The 16,506-nt window shown below is 57.4% G+C and carries 12 protein-coding genes; 8 read left to right on the forward strand and 4 right to left on the reverse strand.

Annotation, left to right across the window (positions count from 1 at the left end; genetic code table 11):
* Positions 1-7: 7 nt before the first annotated feature.
* On the forward strand, positions 8-1,600 hold the full coding sequence (gene gltX, locus Pan97_RS06335) for a glutamate--tRNA ligase (protein ID WP_144971280.1): 1,593 nt from the start codon (positions 8-10) through the stop codon (positions 1,598-1,600).
* Between the two features lie 7 nt (positions 1,601-1,607).
* The gene (locus tag Pan97_RS06340) at positions 1,608-2,831 is read left to right on the forward strand and encodes a class I SAM-dependent rRNA methyltransferase (protein WP_144971281.1); all 1,224 of its coding nucleotides are present in this window, start codon (positions 1,608-1,610) and stop codon (positions 2,829-2,831) included.
* 3 nt (positions 2,832-2,834) lie between these two features.
* Here Pan97_RS06340 and Pan97_RS06345 read toward each other — a convergent pair whose 3' ends face one another.
* Positions 2,835-3,623 carry a hypothetical protein gene (locus Pan97_RS06345; protein ID WP_144971282.1) on the reverse strand — a complete coding sequence of 263 codons (789 nt, stop codon included), beginning with the start codon at positions 3,621-3,623 and terminating at the stop codon, positions 2,835-2,837.
* A 295-nt stretch (positions 3,624-3,918) separates the two neighbouring features.
* On the opposite strand from Pan97_RS06345, the gene Pan97_RS06350 reads away from it, so the two are divergent.
* Positions 3,919-4,872: an isoaspartyl peptidase/L-asparaginase gene (locus tag Pan97_RS06350; protein ID WP_144971283.1), complete on the forward strand. Its 954-nt coding sequence runs from the start codon at positions 3,919-3,921 to the stop codon at positions 4,870-4,872.
* Here Pan97_RS06350 and Pan97_RS06355 read toward each other — a convergent pair.
* The 3 genes from Pan97_RS06355 to Pan97_RS06365 form a co-directional block, all read right to left on the reverse strand.
* Positions 4,869-5,327, reverse strand: coding sequence for a hypothetical protein (locus tag Pan97_RS06355; protein WP_144971284.1), 459 nt, complete (start codon positions 5,325-5,327; stop codon positions 4,869-4,871). The genes Pan97_RS06350 and Pan97_RS06355 overlap by 4 nt on opposite strands.
* Positions 5,328-5,380: 53 nt before the next feature.
* On the reverse strand, positions 5,381-6,259 hold the full coding sequence (locus Pan97_RS06360; protein ID WP_144971285.1) for a DUF1559 domain-containing protein: 879 nt from the start codon (positions 6,257-6,259) through the stop codon (positions 5,381-5,383).
* A gap of 146 nt (positions 6,260-6,405) precedes the next feature.
* Positions 6,406-9,357 carry a hypothetical protein gene (locus Pan97_RS06365; protein ID WP_144971286.1) on the reverse strand — a complete coding sequence of 984 codons (2,952 nt, stop codon included), beginning with the start codon at positions 9,355-9,357 and terminating at the stop codon, positions 6,406-6,408.
* A gap of 234 nt (positions 9,358-9,591) precedes the next feature.
* On the opposite strand from Pan97_RS06365, the gene Pan97_RS06370 reads away from it, so the two are divergent.
* From Pan97_RS06370 to Pan97_RS06390, 5 genes are all read left to right on the forward strand, one after another.
* Entirely contained in the window at positions 9,592-10,494 is a 903-nt protein-coding gene (locus Pan97_RS06370; protein WP_144971287.1) for a PfkB family carbohydrate kinase, read from the forward strand.
* 13 nt (positions 10,495-10,507) lie between these two features.
* On the forward strand, positions 10,508-11,080 hold the full coding sequence (gene thpR / locus Pan97_RS06375; protein ID WP_165698638.1) for an RNA 2',3'-cyclic phosphodiesterase: 573 nt from the start codon (positions 10,508-10,510) through the stop codon (positions 11,078-11,080).
* Between the two features lie 265 nt (positions 11,081-11,345).
* Entirely contained in the window at positions 11,346-12,485 is a 1,140-nt protein-coding gene (gene recA, locus Pan97_RS06380; protein ID WP_241676364.1) for a recombinase RecA, read from the forward strand.
* 426 nt (positions 12,486-12,911) lie between these two features.
* Positions 12,912-15,728 (forward strand): alanine--tRNA ligase, encoded by a 2,817-nt coding sequence (gene alaS, locus Pan97_RS06385; protein WP_144971289.1) that lies wholly within the window; start codon positions 12,912-12,914, stop codon positions 15,726-15,728.
* 381 nt (positions 15,729-16,109) lie between these two features.
* On the forward strand, positions 16,110-16,457 hold the full coding sequence (locus Pan97_RS06390) for a hypothetical protein (protein ID WP_144971290.1): 348 nt from the start codon (positions 16,110-16,112) through the stop codon (positions 16,455-16,457).
* The last annotated feature ends 49 nt before the right edge of the window (positions 16,458-16,506 follow it).

Raw genomic sequence — 16,506 nt, forward strand, 5'->3', positions numbered from 1 at the left:
CGTCATCATGGCACCAGTTCGTACTCGCTTCGCCCCCAGTCCGACCGGTTATTTGCACATCGGTGGTGTTCGCTCCGCACTTTTCAACTGGCTGTTTGCCCGCAAGCATGGCGGTCAGTTCATCCTGCGGATCGATGATACGGACCAACAACGCAACGTCGACGAGGCCTTGCAGCCGATCCTCGATGGCTTTCGTTGGCTGGGTATCGATTGGGACGAAGGCCCCGAGGTCGGCGGCCCGCACGAGCCCTATTACCAGTCGCAAAGGTCTGAAAAATACAAAGCTGCCGCGCAGAAGCTGATTGAAAGCGGTTTCGCCTATTACGACTACTCGACCCCCGAAGAGATCAACGCCGAACGCGATCTGGCACACTTTGAAAAGAAGCCGTTCCAGTACAGTCGTAAGTGGATGGCGACCACGCCTGAGGAGCGAGCCAGGTTCGAGGCTGAAGGCCGCAGCTTCGTCGTCCGCCTAAAGATGCCTCGCGAAGGCAACTGTGAATTCACCGACGCGGTGCGCGGCGACGTCTCGTTCGAATGGGCCAAAGAGAACGATCACGTCATCCAGCGAAGCGATCGTTCCTGCTTGTATCACCTGGCCAGCGTGGTCGACGATCACGACTTGCAGATCTCGCACGTGATTCGAGCCGAAGAGCACTTGCCCAACACGCCGCGGCAGATCTTCATCGCGCAGTCGTTGGGGTATGAGTTGCCGGTGTATGCTCACCTTCCGTATGTGGCCGAGCCAGGCAGCAAGAACAAGCTGAGCAAGCGGAAGCTCGAGAAGTATCTGAAGAACCCCGACTTCAAACGGATCAACGAACATGGTCAAGAGATCGCCCATCGCATGGGGATCGAGATGTCGGCCGAAACGTTCAACCCGGTGATCGTCGACTTCTACGAACTGACCGGCTATTTGCCATCGGCCATCTTGAACTACCTGGTGCTTCTGGGCTGGTCGTTGGACGACAAGACCGAAGACTTCACGGTCGACGAAATGATCGAACACTTCAGCTTGCAGCGCGTCACCAAGGCCCCCGCCAGCTTCGATGCCAAGAAACTGTGGGCTTTCCAGGATCGCCATCTGCAGAAGCTGTCGGTCGAAGAGAAAGCCGCCGGCATGATGCCGTTTCTCGTGAAAGCCGGCCTGGTTGCCGACGCCAGCGCCGCTGGCGAGAAGGAAAAGCTGGAGAAGATCGTCGCGGCCTGTGGCGATCGTTTGAAGGTGATGGGGGATATCCTTTCCTACGCCGACTACTTCTACGTCGCTGACGACAAAATGGAGATGGACGAGAAAGGCTTCCAGAAGCGGCTTTCCAGCCCCGAATCGCAAGCCATCCTGGCGACCTTCCGCAATCATCTTTCCGACGTCGAAGATTGGACCGTCGAGCATCTCGACAAAGAGATGCACGCGTTCATCGATGAGGCGGACGTCAAGATCGGCGATATCATTCACGGCGTTCGCCTGAGCGTGACCGGCAAGACGGTTGGCCCTGGCATGTTTGATTGCCTGGCCATCTTGGGCAAAGAGTCTTGCTTGAAGCGTATGGACGCGACGTTGAAATTAGCCCAGGAAAAGTTTCCACCTGAATCTGAATAGTCACCTAATGTCCGATGAAACAAGCGATGCGTCTGCGTCCTCCATTCCGATCGTGAAGCTCCGCCCCCGCAAGGCTCAGCCGTTCTTCGGGCGGCATCCCTGGGTGCGCGACAGCGGCATCGATAAAGTGATCGGCAAGGTGCAAGATGGCGATGTGGTCCAACTGCACAGCGACAAGGACCGCTTCATCGCGTATGGCCTGATCAATCGCAACAGCCACCTCCGCGTGCGGTTGTACTCGTGGGACCAAGAGCAGCCGCTGGCAGACGAGTTCTGGCGTGGGCGTCTCGAGCGAGCCATCTTGATGCGCCGTGAAATGGGGCTGCTGCAAGATGACACCGGCTGCCGACTCGTCTACAGCGAAGCCGACGGGCTCAGCGGTCTGATCGTCGAGAACTTCGCTGGGCATCTGATGATCCAGGTCACCTCACTCGGGATGTACCGCCGCATCGAAAGCATCGCGGCGATCCTGACCGATCTGCTTCAGCCGAAAAGCATCTCCTTACGCGGGGAAGCTGGCATCTTGAAGCTGGAAGGCCTGGAGGTCGAATCTCGAATGCTGGTCGGCGAGTTGCCAGGCGAACCGATCGAGATCGTCGAGAACGACTTGCGCTACGAGGTCGATCTGTCCGAGGGACAGAAGACCGGGTTCTATCTCGACCAGCGCGACAACCGGCGTGTAGCGGCGAGTTACTTGCCCCACAATGCCAAAGTGCTGGATATGTTCTGCTATAGTGGCGGCTTCGCCATGAATGCGGCCCGGCATGGCGGCGCGGCGTCAGTGCATGGAGTCGATGGAAGTGGCCCGGCAGTTTCCGCGGCCCAGCGAAATGTCGAGCGTAACCAGTTAAACAACGTCTCGTTCGAGAAAGCCGATTGCTTCGACTACTTGAAGGCCCGCGTCGATGCCGGCGACAAGTACGACGCGATCATTCTCGACCCGCCCAAGTTCACCAAGTCTCGTCGCACGATCGACGAAGCCTTGCGGGCCTACTTCCACATCAATCGACATGCCACGCAGCTACTGCGGCCCGGCGGCATCCTGGTGACTTGCAGCTGTAGTGGCAACGTGAGCCGCGATGAGTTTCTGATGATGCTCTTGGGCGTGTCGCAGAAGACGGGACGTGATCTGCGTTTATTGGAGCAGCGCGGGGCAGCCCCGGATCATCCGGTTAGCGCCACGTGTCTGGAAAATGAATACTTGAAGTGTTTCATTGCCAGCGTCAGTTAGACGTTATCGAAACACCGAGAGGTTTCCAAACTGCCCGTTGTGATCATCGTCGGGCAGGTCGTCCGAGCGTCCTTCTCGCCGTGGTGGGCCTACGTGGCGGCGAAGTTCCGCCACCAGGATCTTGCGGTCGGAGGGAGCCATAAAGACTTCGACCGGGCCACGTCCGCGGATATCGAAGACCAACAGCGATGCCGCATCGTCCCAAACGGTATAGCCCAGAATGCGATCCCAGCGGCAAGGATAAAAGCCGCCGATCATCATGCCCTCTTCGTGGACTTCCAGGTCGTGCCCTTTGACGCCCAAGAAGAACTGGACCAGCCAGGGAATACTGGCCAGTGCGCCAAACCCAGCCATCACGACAAACGGCAGAAAGCCATTGAGCGGCACGTTCGGCTTCTCTTTCATCAACAGCGGAATCCACAGCAGAAACAGCGACAGAGTGTGCATGCCACCGCCGAGGAGCAAGTTGCGGTAATGAGACGATTGAAAACCATCCACCGTGAATTGCCATTCGCCCAGCCGGCTGCTGGCAACGTTCCGCCAGGTAATAATCACGGCCGCCAGCGAACCATCCAAGACCAGCACCGTGACCAGGCAAAGCAGGTAGGTGGTCGTCTCAATGGACGATACGTCGGCCGTGAAAAAGAGAGGTGCAAACGCCACAGCCAGCGAGAGACCCATGATGATGCCGCCGATGCCACGTAGCCATCGTGACTGGCGAGTCGGCTCTTCCGGGCCGTGATTAAATCGCAAATGGGATGGCGAATCGCTTGCGTCAGTTGGATTGGTCATGAGTGCTTTGATGGGGGCAAGGCGATCAAAGATCGGGGAAATCGCTCTCTGTGGGAGAACGCGTTACGATCTCTGCTTCGATTCCTGAGTAAACAAAAAGCCGAGCGTTCTCGACTTTCGCTCGCGGGTGACCGTCCCCGCAAACCGCCGCCTTGCAGAACGTCAGCCGTCAGAACATTTGGTAAAATGTCCCGCTTCCATTTTTATTCAATCGTAACGATAAGTGGACATGAGACCACTAGGTTACGATTTTTTGAGTCCGTCAATTATACCTTCAGAAGGGTGACAAAAAACCATGAAAGTGATTGCCTCGCACAACGGTTTGGAAGCCACCCGACTCGCCTGGCAGAAGCTGCAGGAAAACTGCCCTCTGATTGATGCGTGCGTCGACGGCGTAAGCCTGGTCGAGGATGACCCAGAAGAACTGACCGTCGGCTACGGCGGGCTCCCAGACGAACAGGGAAACGTCAGTCTCGACGCGGCCGTGATGGATGGACAATCGCACCGCGGTGGTTCGATTATCGGCCTAACCGGCGTTCGTCACGTCTCCAAGGTGGCTTTGCGCCTCATGCGAGAATCTCGTCGCGTGATGCTGCACGGCGAAGGAGCCGATGCGTTCGCTCGTGCCTGCGGCTTTCCGATGGAAGATCTGTTGACTGAGAAAGCACGCAAACTGTGGCGACTGTGGAAGAGAACGTATCAAGCCAATAAAGAGTGGCTGCCGGCCCCGGCGGATGAAGAAACCGAGCAGCTCATGAAGATCTTAACATACTACTATCGTCACCCGGCCGGAACGGTCCACACGGCCGGGCAAGACCAGCACGGCAATTTGGCCTGCGTCACCTCCACCAGTGGACATTGCTTCAAAACGAAAGGTCGCGTGGGGGATTCTCCTATCTTCGGAGCAGGTCTGTACGTCGACAACGAGCACGGCACCTGTGGAAGCATTGGCCACGGCGAAGCGAACCTGCTCAACTGCAGCAGCTTTCTCGCGGTGCAATTGATGGGGCAGGGGATGTCGCCCCAGGAAGCCGGCATGGCGACCTTAGAGCACGCCGCAAAGCATGCTCCGCCGTTCGAGTTAGACACCCTCGGCCGACCCAACTTCAACCTGCAGCTTTACCTGTTGGCCAAAGACGGAACCCATGCCGGGGTTTGCCTGCGAGGAGACTGGAAGATCGCCGTCACCGACGACGCAGGTTCTCGGCTAGAGGCTTGCCAGGTGATGTTTCCCAGCGATGAACGCTAAAAGCCTGAAGCGTCACCTCTTAATGCGTTGGTGCTGTCGGGTGCGGCGCGCATTTTCCCTTCCAGTTCGATCTTGAGGGAATCGGTGGGCTTGTCGATGACGACCATGAGCCCGCTGGTCGCCACATCGGCGTATTCCATAGGCAGCAGGTTCACCGATTGTCCACCAGGCCCCAAGGCATTGACGAGGATCGTCACGGGGTGTTCGCCGGGAATGGCTCCATCCCCATTTTCAAACGTGGTGAGCGTAAAGGTCCCGTCGTTGGGGTTGATCTTTCCGGTGGCAGGCCTGCTATCGGCAGGAATGACCTGCACGAAGCCATCTCCCTTGAAGGTCAATGGTTCGCCATTGAAGAACACTTGTCCCGAGGTCTTCACGACTGCCGGGCGGCCATCACCACAACCAGCAACCATCAGCGCGGCCAATGCAGCGCTGAGCAAAATGCATCTCGACATAAGGCAATCTCGGATGAAGGGATATCAAGTAAACGCTCAGACGAGTGCCTCTTCTAATTAAACGCCTTGGTCTGTCCGGAAGCACGTTGCCCGAGACGCTTGTAGACGGTCAGGTTGATCGTTTCAGGAATGAAGTGGACCGAACCATCACCAAAGGCAAAATTCCCTCCGCCTGGATGCCGACTGCCGAACGCCCCGTTGAGCGCCTCGCCGTAGGGGGACGTCGTGACGCCTTGCCCTGGCGGTGTATTGACGGGGTTTTCCGTCGATCGCAGCGAGTCCAAGTGACGGCCGGCGGTGGTCCAGCGATTGATGTGATTGGAGAGATGCCCGTCAATCACTTCACCCACGAACATGACGTTCGACAGTCCATCGGTCGCGTCTTGAACGCCAAACGAATCACGATAGACGAACATGCCGGAGTTTTCCCACTTCACTTTTGAGCCAATCCCCTGCGAAGGACCATAGTGCCCCGAGACCAGTGCGTAGGAACTGGTCGCCCAATCCTTGCTACCCGAGTTCACCGTTTCCGGCATGGTGCTGCTGGGGCAGACGAACACATCGGGACGCTGCGACAAAGTGGAGGATGGGAGATTGCCCGGGAAGGCGTTGTCTGGGCCGTACGGTGCGAATAACTCGTACAGGTTGTTTTCTTCCAGGAACGGAAGCAGCAGCACGAATCCGCTAGTACCAGGGCCATTGGTTGGGTTGCAGGCACCGTCACAACCAAGACGCCCCGTGGGGAACAACTTGAAGCTCGATTCGTAGTTGTGCATCGCCAAAATGATTTGTTTCTCGCCGTTGGTGCATTGCATACGGCGGGCTGCCTCACGTGCCTGCTGGACGGCAGGCAAAAGCAAAGCGATCAGCACGCCGATAATGGCGATAACAACAAGCAACTCGACCAACGTGAAGGCATGACTCTTGCGCATGGTGATACCAAGTGAGGAAGGAGGAAAGAAGGGATTTACCTCGTAACACCGCCTGAAACATTGCGTTTCGGCAAATCGATCGGGAAGGGCATGGATTTCCCGAGATAAGCAGTATTCCGCAAATATATTTAAAGTAGATGAGTTTGTTAATTGCCCTGAAGGGTGGAACGCTTCTGGGAGAGAGGATGGGCGATGGTAAGAATTGGCTCCCCATTGGGGGTCTTGCCGCTGACGAATCCGGCGATCTGATGGTTTCGGTCGATCGCGATCGCCCCTAATTGGAAGTCAAGAGACGGGGATTCGGAAAGGATCTCAACTCTTTTTGTGTAAGTGATCGGCCGACTGATATCCCAGGTGATCTGGCCGGGCGTATCATCTTGCTGAATCAGCATAAATGCGAACTGAGGATCGAACCGATCGCCACCGGCCAGGTTAACCTGGCTCCACTGTCCGTCCTGCTCGATATTCTCAATGCGCAGCAGTGCGAGGTGGGATTCTTCATCGATGCCCAGGCATTTCGCAGGAAACTTCTTGCCGTCATCCCGTACGATTTCGACCTGTTGGTCCCGTTTCCAGTCACCGTCTCCCAACATGGCGCAGATGCCTTGTCCCTGGTCGATCAGAATCGCCGGTCGTACCGGTTTTCCTGGACGGTTAACCTGGACTGTTGCTTTGGGCAGCCACTGAAGTAGGTCGTCCGATCGCTTTTGCCAGTCGTCCCAGTTGTTGTTGATGGGGGAGATCGAGGTCAGGCGATCATAATGCCAGGCACTGCTGGAAAAGACGAAATGGTCCCACGTCGACTTGCCGCCACCAACCGATTGAATGGCAATCCCTGTGATGTTGAGTTCGCGGAAGTTCGAGAAGATATCGGGCCCGACCTGGTGCCAATCGTTTTCCTTGATCTTCTTTGGGTCGAGTTCGATGACTCCTTTGTCTGCCTTGGTGGTGCCGACCGCATAGATGGCGGGTGATTCGCTGTCTCGATCGTGCAGCAGCCGAATCTGGACGTAGCCATCGCCTTGTTTTTGAAAAGCGAATCGCAACTGCCGATACTGACCTGGGAGGGGGCGTTCGCGAATCTCGATCGGGCGATCAAAGCTGGCAATCTGAACCCACGGACCATCGTTGATTTCGAGGGCTGGCCGGCTCACCAGGCGGATGTCGTTTCTCCACTTCGCGCCGGATGGCTGTCCATCGATGGTCAACAGCCCTTCGACTTGCTGCTGGGAAGGAGCATCCAGCACGGGCACCAGAAACGATGGAGTTGGCAGAAAGTGGATGCCACGCCAGTCGACCGTGATGTTGTCCGCCCCAGGCGTTTGCGAGATTTCGAGCGTGACTTCATTCCCTGCGAAGGGAGTCAGGTCGACCAGGAAGGGAGCCGGCGTGTTGACGTGATCGTGCGTGTTGACGTTCTTCATCGGCTCGGAAAGAACGGGGACGTCGTTGATGCGAACTTCGATGTTCGGCTCATCGCCGCCATCGAACTTGGCCGTGTTGATCTCCAGGTAGGCCGTATCAGGCGCGATCTTCTTGATCGTGGTGAGCCGCAGCGGCTCGTCCTTCGCCACGACGGTGGTACGCCACGAAGGGGATTCGTAAGGGTATTCCACGCGGCGTCGCGTCGTTTGGAAACGCAACTTGTCGAGGTTCGACGCGACCTGCCATCCGTTCCAGGCCAGGATCGTTCCAGGCGTTCGCTCATTGATGGCCTCGCGCAGCTTCTCGCGATCGAGTTGGATTCGCGGCTCGATCCAGTTGGCCATATCCCGGATGTCGAATGGATCGGCACCATCGGGACGCCCTTGATGGGCCATGTCGACTTCCAGGATCAGTTGCCCATCACCCGGTAGGTTATTCCAATGAACGTTACCGGCATCGGCCATCTTTTCCGAGCCAACGATCGCGTCCGATTCAAACTTCGGAGAACTCTCCCACGAGACGAACACCCGTCCACGGATGCACCCACGGTCATGCGCGGCCTGGTCGATCCCAAGCATCGTGCGAAACGCCGTGGCGAACGGCGGCAGGTCGAAGTTCAAGCGGCTGGGGGCCATGACGCCCAAGCTCCATCCGCTGACGCGATCGCCGCTCTTGGCCGTGCCGGCGAGAATGCCGCGGTTGATGCGGGCCGAGAAACCATTGCGCGAGAACATCGCTCCGTCGCGACTCTCAGCAAAGGGCAGGCGAAACAACGGCATTTCGTCGAAGGCCCAACTACGCCGCATCCAGGTCGAACGGCACTCGATCCAGATCGGATCGAGCGACCACGCCGGCTGGATGCCATGCACCCAACGATCGGAGTTGTTGTTGTCGCCCCGCGAGTCGGCATCGATCCGCTGCACGCTGGTCGTTGCGACCAAACCATCCGACGTTTCCCACTGCACCAGCCGCTGTTGATCGGCCGGCTCGACCTTGCCGCTGGGAAACAGGATCGCAAGTTCTTGCAAGTGGCTTTCCCACGGGGATTCGACGTCGAGGTGCAGTTCGGCAATTTCATGAAAGCCGAACGACATGCGCTCGCGATCGACCAGCAGATGAATGCCTGCTTCCGAGAAGCGAATGGCGCGGAAGGTAATCTCGCGCCCGTTCTTCAAGAAGACGGTTGCCGGCACGTGGCGATCGATCAACGCCGGCATCTGTTCCCACACGATCTTCTGCACGAAGTCGCGGCGCACGCGGATGTCGGAGCGATACCGCGAGTTGGACGACCTGCGGAAGGGGAAACTGGGCGTAATCAGAAAGTGTTCCGGCACGTCGGCCTGGTATTCGACCCCTTCCGGTACATACGCATCTGGGTGCCCAGGAACGCGATCGCCGGAGAAAAGCTCGATGTAGGCGTTGGGCATTTCGGCTGGGCCTAGAGAGCGGTCCATCATCCACCGCATGGGATTGCCGCCCTGGATCAGGCTTTGCCCCGCCAACTGCGGCATCGCGTTACCGGAATACCAATTGCGCAGGACGTCGTCCTCGACCACTCGGCCATCTTCCAGCATGGCGACAAACCGCTTTTCTTCGTCACCGTAAGCAGCGGAACTGATCGTGCAGGCAAAAATCAGAAGGCAGAACAAGGCAGAGCGAAAAGGCAATTTCACGACCTTTCGGGGCAATCAAGCGAAAACGAGGGATACCAAGACGCCACAAGAAAATGACCACAATGCCCATTTGGTTTCATGCGGTACGTTGCAGTCAGAGCGAATTCCCTGATAATGGGGCGTTTTGCGAGGTTCATTATGGTCCAGACAGGGAGAACTGCCCATGGTTTGGTCGGGACGTCGCGCCGGTAAAAACGATTTTCCCCTGCTCACGCTAAAACGAAAGACGTCCCCATGTCACTTTTGGTCGTCGGATCCATCGCCATCGATTCCATTCACACGCCTACCGAGGTTCGCGAAAACATCATTGGCGGATCGGCAACCCACTTTTCCTATGCGGCCAGCTTTTTTAGCGGCGTTCGCATGGTCGGTGTCGTGGGGGAAGACTGGCAGGCAGAGCACACCCAGCTATTCTCCGAGCGCGGGATCGATACGACTGGCATCGAAGTCGAAAAGGGGGGCAAGACCTTCCGCTGGACCGGTAAGTATCACGACAATATGAACGATCGTGACACGCTCGAAGTTCATCTGAACGTGCTGGAAAACTTCAGCCCGACCCTGGCCGAAGACGCGACCCGCTGCCCCTTCGTGTTTCTGGCCAACGGATCGCCGACCACCCAGTTGAAGGTGCTTAATCAAATGACTGGCCCACGTCTGGTCGTTGCCGACACGATGGACCTGTGGATCGAAATCGAACGCGACGAACTCATGACGCTGCTCAACCGCATCGACGGCCTGGTGCTTAACGACAGCGAAGCAAAGCTGCTGACCCAGGAAGAAAACCTGGTGAAAGCAGGCCAAAAGGTCCTGGAAATGGGACCGAAGTTCGTGGTTTTGAAGAAGGGGGAACATGGGGCGATGTTCTTCTCGAAAAGCGAAACTTACGTGATGCCTGCTTTCCCCACGCCGCACGTGGTTGATCCGACCGGTGCTGGCGACAGCTTCGCTGGTGGCATGATGGGCTACCTGGCCGAAAAGAACGACTTCGATCCGAAGACCCTCAAAGAAGCGATGGCTTACGGTACCGTCGTGGCGAGTCTGATCGTGGAAGACTTCAGCATGGATCGCTTGAAGGGCGCCAGCCGCGATGAAATCGACGGCCGTTTCGCCCAATACCGCCAGATGCTCACCTTCTAAGGCGCTGGGCTTCATGGAAGCGACTCGCTGTTTTCTGGCCGTCCGCATTTCCACAGACGTCCGCCGCCGCGCCGAAAAGCTGATCAAAAAGCTCTCGGTTGCCGAGGCCGACGTGAAATGGGTCGAGTCCGAGAACCTGCACATCACGACCAATTTTCTCGGGGACGTCACCAGCCAGGACGTGGTCGACATCTCTCGGAAAACGATTGAGGTCGCCGCCGAGCACGCGGCCTTCGAGTTAGAGATGATCGGCACCGGGGCCTTTCCCGACGTCGCCAATCCCCGCACGCTGTGGGTCGGCGCGCGTGCCGGAGCCGAGCAGCTGATTGCGCTGCAGGAAGATCTGACCGAGAGCCTGGCCGCGATCGGTTTCCCGCCAGATTCGCGGAAGAAGTATCACCCCCATCTGACTCTTGGTCGGCTGAAACGCTTTAGCCGCAAGGTCGACGACCTGAAGACGCTGCTGGCCGAAAACGCCGAATTGCCGATGGGTGAGTGCCACGTGAAGGAAGTTTGCATCTTTGCCAGCAAGCTCGATCGCACTGGTCCCAAGTACACGCTGATCGGTCGCGGTACGCTCGGTTAAATGCCCATCGGGGCCCGCATGGCGGATAGGAGCGTTTCGTAAGGCCTTACTTTGAAAGGCTTTCCGGGCATCTTTTCACTTTCTGGAAATTCTTTTCCGCCGCTGGACCTAACGTGTCCCGTCCCTCACCGATCATTAATTTCAGAAACAACACAGAAACGAGTTTGCATAGCCGATGCAAATTTGTACACTGTTCATCTGTGCAGTTAGGCTTTCAGGCCGCTTGCAGTGCCTGCAGTCTTTCCCCATAAAGGAGCCCTGAGAAATGGTCACGGTCGCAACCAAGAGCAACGGTAAAATGGCAGCCAAGAAGAAATCGTCCGGGAAGGACACCGCTCCCCAGGGAACGGACGCCAAAAAGGACGTATTTGCTGGGAACACCACCCTGAAAACAACGCTCGCGCAGATCGAGAAATCGTTCGGCGAGGGGGCCATCATGCCCCTGGGCAACAATCATAAGGTAATCGAAGGGATCCCGACGGGATCGCTTTCGCTCGACCTGGCCCTGGGTGGTCGAGGAATTCCACGTGGGCGCATCATCGAGATGTTCGGCCCTGAGTCGAGCGGTAAGACGACGCTCGCCCTGCATGCGATCGCTCAAGCTCAGAAACTGGGCGGGATCGCTGCATTCGTCGATGCCGAACACGCCTTGGACCCCAGTTGGGCCAAGAAGCTTGGCGTTCAACTGGAAACGCTGCTGGTGAGCCAGCCTTCCAGTGGTGAAGAAGCGATGCAGATCACCGAAATGCTCGTTAAATCGAACGCGGTCGATATCATCGTCGTCGACTCGGTAGCTGCCCTGGTTCCCAAGGCGGAACTCAACGGCGAGATCGGTGACTCGCATGTCGGTCTTCAGGCCCGCTTGATGAGCCAGTCGATGCGAAAGTTGACCGGGGCGATCGCCAAGTCGAAAACCTGCGTGATCTTCATCAACCAGATCCGCGAAAAGGTAGGCGTGATGTTCGGCAGCCCCGAAACCACGCCGGGTGGCCGCGCTTTGAAGTTCTACTCGTCCTGCCGTATCGATGTCCGCCGCATCGGTCAGCTGAAGGATGGGGAAGACGTGGTGGGGCAACGCGTCCGCACCAAGATCGTCAAGAACAAGGTTGCCCCGCCGTTCCGCGTCGCCGAGTTCGACATGATGCACAAAGACGGCATCAGCTATGAAGGGGACGTACTGGATCTCGGTCTTGCTCATAAAATTGTCGCTCGCAGTGGGGCCTGGTTCCGCTATGGCGACATGCAGCTTGGTCAGGGGAAAGAGAAGGCCCGGATCTTCCTGGTCGAGAATCCCGAGATTACCGAGGAAATCAAGCAAAAAGTGATGGATTCGATCGAGCCAGTCGTTGGGCCCGTCTCTGGCCCCGAAGATGACGGCGAGATGCCACCCGAAGAAGACTTGTAAGCGGCCCGTCCTCCCGGGTGATTACAACGCGGTCCCTTTCGCCGGGGACCGTATCAGGTGCGAATAGCGAAGCGTCCCCAGCGATTTGCACCATCCTTTCCGTTGGATCGACCTGCACGGCATAGTTCGTTCTGGGAACCGTGCCGACCCAAAGCAGATCTGGCAGATCTCTCCCCCCGGGATTTGCTTTTTCCGAGCGTTCTCCATTTCCAAAACAGGGTTCCGAGGTCGGCTGTCCTTGCACAGAGGGATGGCCGGCCTTGTTTTGGTTCTTGCCGGCCACTTTATCTGGTCCAACCAGTCACCTTTGCCCAAATTGGCAAAGAACTTATCATGAAGGACTTGTGTCCCAACGATTGGGGAAGAAGCGGTAGCTCCGGCTTTCTGCTGAACACTGAAAACTGAACACTGAAAACTAGTTTCCCAATGAAAACCGACGAACTACGCGAAAAGTACCTCAGCTTTTTCGAGACCAAAGGACACACGCGTTGCCCGAGCGACGTTCTGGTTCCTACGTGGGACCCCTCGGTTCTTTTTACCCCGGCCGGGATGAACCAGTTCAAGGATCACTTCCTCGGCCGCGTGAAACTCGACTTCACTAAGGCCACGACCTGTCAGAAGTGTCTGCGTACCGGCGACATCGACAACGTCGGCCGTACCGCCTACCACCACACCTTCTTCGAGATGCTGGGCAACTTCAGCTTCGGCGACTATTTCAAAGAAGACGCCATCCATTGGGCCTGGGAATTTCTGACCGACAAGAAGTGGCTCGCGATGAATCCCGATCAACTGAGCGTCACCGTTTACAAGGATGACGACGAAGCGGCCAACATCTGGCACGAAAAAATCGGTCTTCCGTTCAGCCGCATCGAACGCTTGGACGAAGACGAAAACTTCTGGCCTGCCAGCGCCCCGAGCCAAGGTCCCGATGGCGTTTGTGGTCCGTGTAGCGAAATCTACTTCACCCCGGAAGGCGGCAAGAAGGTCGAGATCTGGAATCTTGTCTTCACGCAGTTCAATCGCGTGGGGGATCCGCCGAACAACCTCGAACCGCTCCCCAGCAAGAACATCGACACCGGGATGGGGCTCGAACGTACGGCGGCGACGCTGCAAGGGGTCACCACCAACTACCACATCGACATCCTGCGTCCGATCGTCGAAGCCGCCGGCGAAATCTGTGGCGTGAAGTACGATCCGGCTTCCGATAACGGTCGCCGCCTGCGCCGCATCACCGACCATATCCGCGCGTGCACGATGGCCGTTCACGAGAACGTCTACCCAGGCGCCAACAAAGAGAAGTACGTTATCCGCCGCTTGCTCCGCCGAGCCGTGCTCGATGGTCACCAGATGGGCATGCACCAGGCGTTCGCTTACCAACTGGTCGACAAGATCGTCGAGATGATGAAGGTGCCGTATCCGGATCTGCAAGATTCGGTGACCCGCGTGAAGAACGTCATCAAGAGCGAAGAAGAAAACTTCCTGCACTCGCTCGACGACGGCATTGCCCGCAGCGAAAAGATCTTCGCCGGCATGCGTTCGGCCAACCGGACCGTCGTCAACGGTGACGAAGCGGCCGAATTGTACCAGACGTTTGGCTTTCCGCCGGAACTGTTCGAGCAGGTCGCGATCGAACATGGCTTCACGTTTGACTGGGTCGGCTACAAGAAAGCGATGGAAGAGTTCGGCGAGCGTTCCGGCGGCGATCAGGTAAAACTGTTCGAGACCGGTCCGATCGAGTCGCTCAAGAACTCGGTTCGCTCCACCGAATTCGTCGGTTACGACAACGAAGCGACCGATGTGACGATCAAAGGAATCGTGACCGCGTCCGAAGGAGACGAAGAGTCGCACCTGGTTGACGACTGCAGTACCACCGGTCCAGAACACAAGCTGGTGGTCGTGCTCGACAAGACGCCGTTCTATGGCGAGTCAGGCGGTCAAGTCGGCGATACGGGGCGCATCTACTCGGACGACTTCGAGTTCATCGTGACCGACACGCAAAAGGACAGCGACCTGTTCCTGCACGAAGGTTACCTGGCCAAGGGAACGATCACGACGGATAGCACCGCCAAGGCTGAAGTCGACACGACGCGCCGCGCGGCCATCAAGCGGGCACACTCGGCCACGCACATTCTGCATCATGCCCTGCAGAAGACCCTTGGTTCGCATGCCCAGCAGCAAGGCTCGAAGGTGGAAGACGACCTCCTGCGGTTCGACTTCACCAACATGGAGCCGATAGCCCTCGATCAATTGACGACCATCGAGTCCGACGTGAACGAAAAGGTCGTCGACGGCGGCACGGTCAAATGGGAAACGGTTCCCCTGGCCAAGGCTCGCGAACTGGGCGCGATGATGCTGTTCGGCGAGAAGTACCCCGACCCGGTCCGCATGGTCACCATGGGTGACTTCAGCCGCGAACTGTGCGGCGGTACGCACCTGACCGATACCAAGCAGGTCGAAGCGTTCGAGGTGATCAGCGAAGAAAGCGTTTCCGCTGGCGTCCGCCGCATCATCGCTTTGACCGGCGAAAAGGCGAAGGAGTACCGCGAAAAGGTCGATCACTCGCTCGAGGCGATGGCTAAGACGCTCAAGTGCGACGTGCCCAACATTCCCGAAGCGGTCCGCAGCCTGACCGGGTACGTGCGTGATTTGAAGAAGGCCGTCAACGGCAGCGGCAAAGCCCCCGAAGCCCCCGCCGCGATCAAGCCTTACAACGGCAAGGACGTCGATTACTATCACCGCAAAGAGATGTTGAAGGAATCGGCCCGCCTGCTCAACAGCCCGCTGTTCGAGTCGGCCGAACGTGTTGAAACGCTCTACCACGAAGTCGACAAGCTGAAGCACCAACTGGCCGAACGCGAGAAGTCGGGCACGCTCTCGGGCGATGATCTGCTGGCCAAGGCTACCACCGTGGGGGGCACCAGCGTCGTCGTCGCCGACGTCCCAGGTGCCAACGCCAACCTCATGCGGCAGTTGATCGACCAGATCCGCAAAAGCACCGAATCGTCAGCCGTCATGCTGTTCGCCGCTGCCGAAGAAGGCAAGGTCACCATCGTGGCCGGCCTCAGCAAGTCGCTCACCGACAGCGGCAAGAAGGCCGGCGACTGGGTAAAGGAACCAGCGGCCATCGTCGGCGGTTCCGGCGGCGGTCGACCTGACATGGCCCAGGCCGGTGGTAAGGACGCCTCGCAGATTCCGGCGGCTATGGCCAAAGCGGAAGAATTAGCCAAAACGCTGTTTGCGTAAGCAATCCGGTTACTTCAGAGCGAACTAGGATTCCGGGATTTGGCTGAGCCGGTATTCTGACGTGGAATAGGCGTTGGTCTTTCATCCGCGCCAAAAACCATGTGACAAGTCACAATGCACCGGCTACACTCCGACATAAGGCGTGTTGTGCTTACGGTTCAGGCGGAGTCGTATGCCGTTCATGGGTCATAAGCAGGAGTTTCTGATACACGCTGCTATCATTCATGACTGCGGAGGTCCTCGATGTCTTCAGCGATTTGTGAGGAATGCGGCGAACGATTCTATCCCCTGAAAACGAAGCAGGCGGACATGATTCGAAGGTGTGCCAAGGGCAAGTGGACGGAGTTGGGAATCAGATGTCCTCGTTGTCACGAGTACACGATGATCAATCCTTCCGCGGTCGTCGCAGGCAAGGATGGAACGGTTGTCTCCAAGCCCCAGTACCGTTGCCCCGTTTCCGCATGCGATGGCTTCGTCGACTACATCGAGAGCAGAAAGAAAGAAGACCCCTTCTGGGGCTGCGGCGAGTGCGGATCGATCTGGTACGAAAAGGAGAATTTGTTCAAGGAGATCGAAAGCATCATCAAGAAATTCCCTTATCGCAAGAAGTGTTATCGAAAGTCAAAGGGAGAGTGGCTTCCCACCGCTCTTGATAAGATTCCGGACGATTATGAAGAGCGCGTTCTCGACGAGCCAGATGATGATTCGGATGAATACGTGCGGGGGTAGATGAATAACGTTGGCATCGAGTAAAGCTAAATGAATACGCCGAACCGAT

Origin of the sequence: Bremerella volcania, from assembly GCF_007748115.1 — a bacterium.
Lineage (GTDB): Bacteria > Planctomycetota > Planctomycetia > Pirellulales > Pirellulaceae > Bremerella > Bremerella volcania.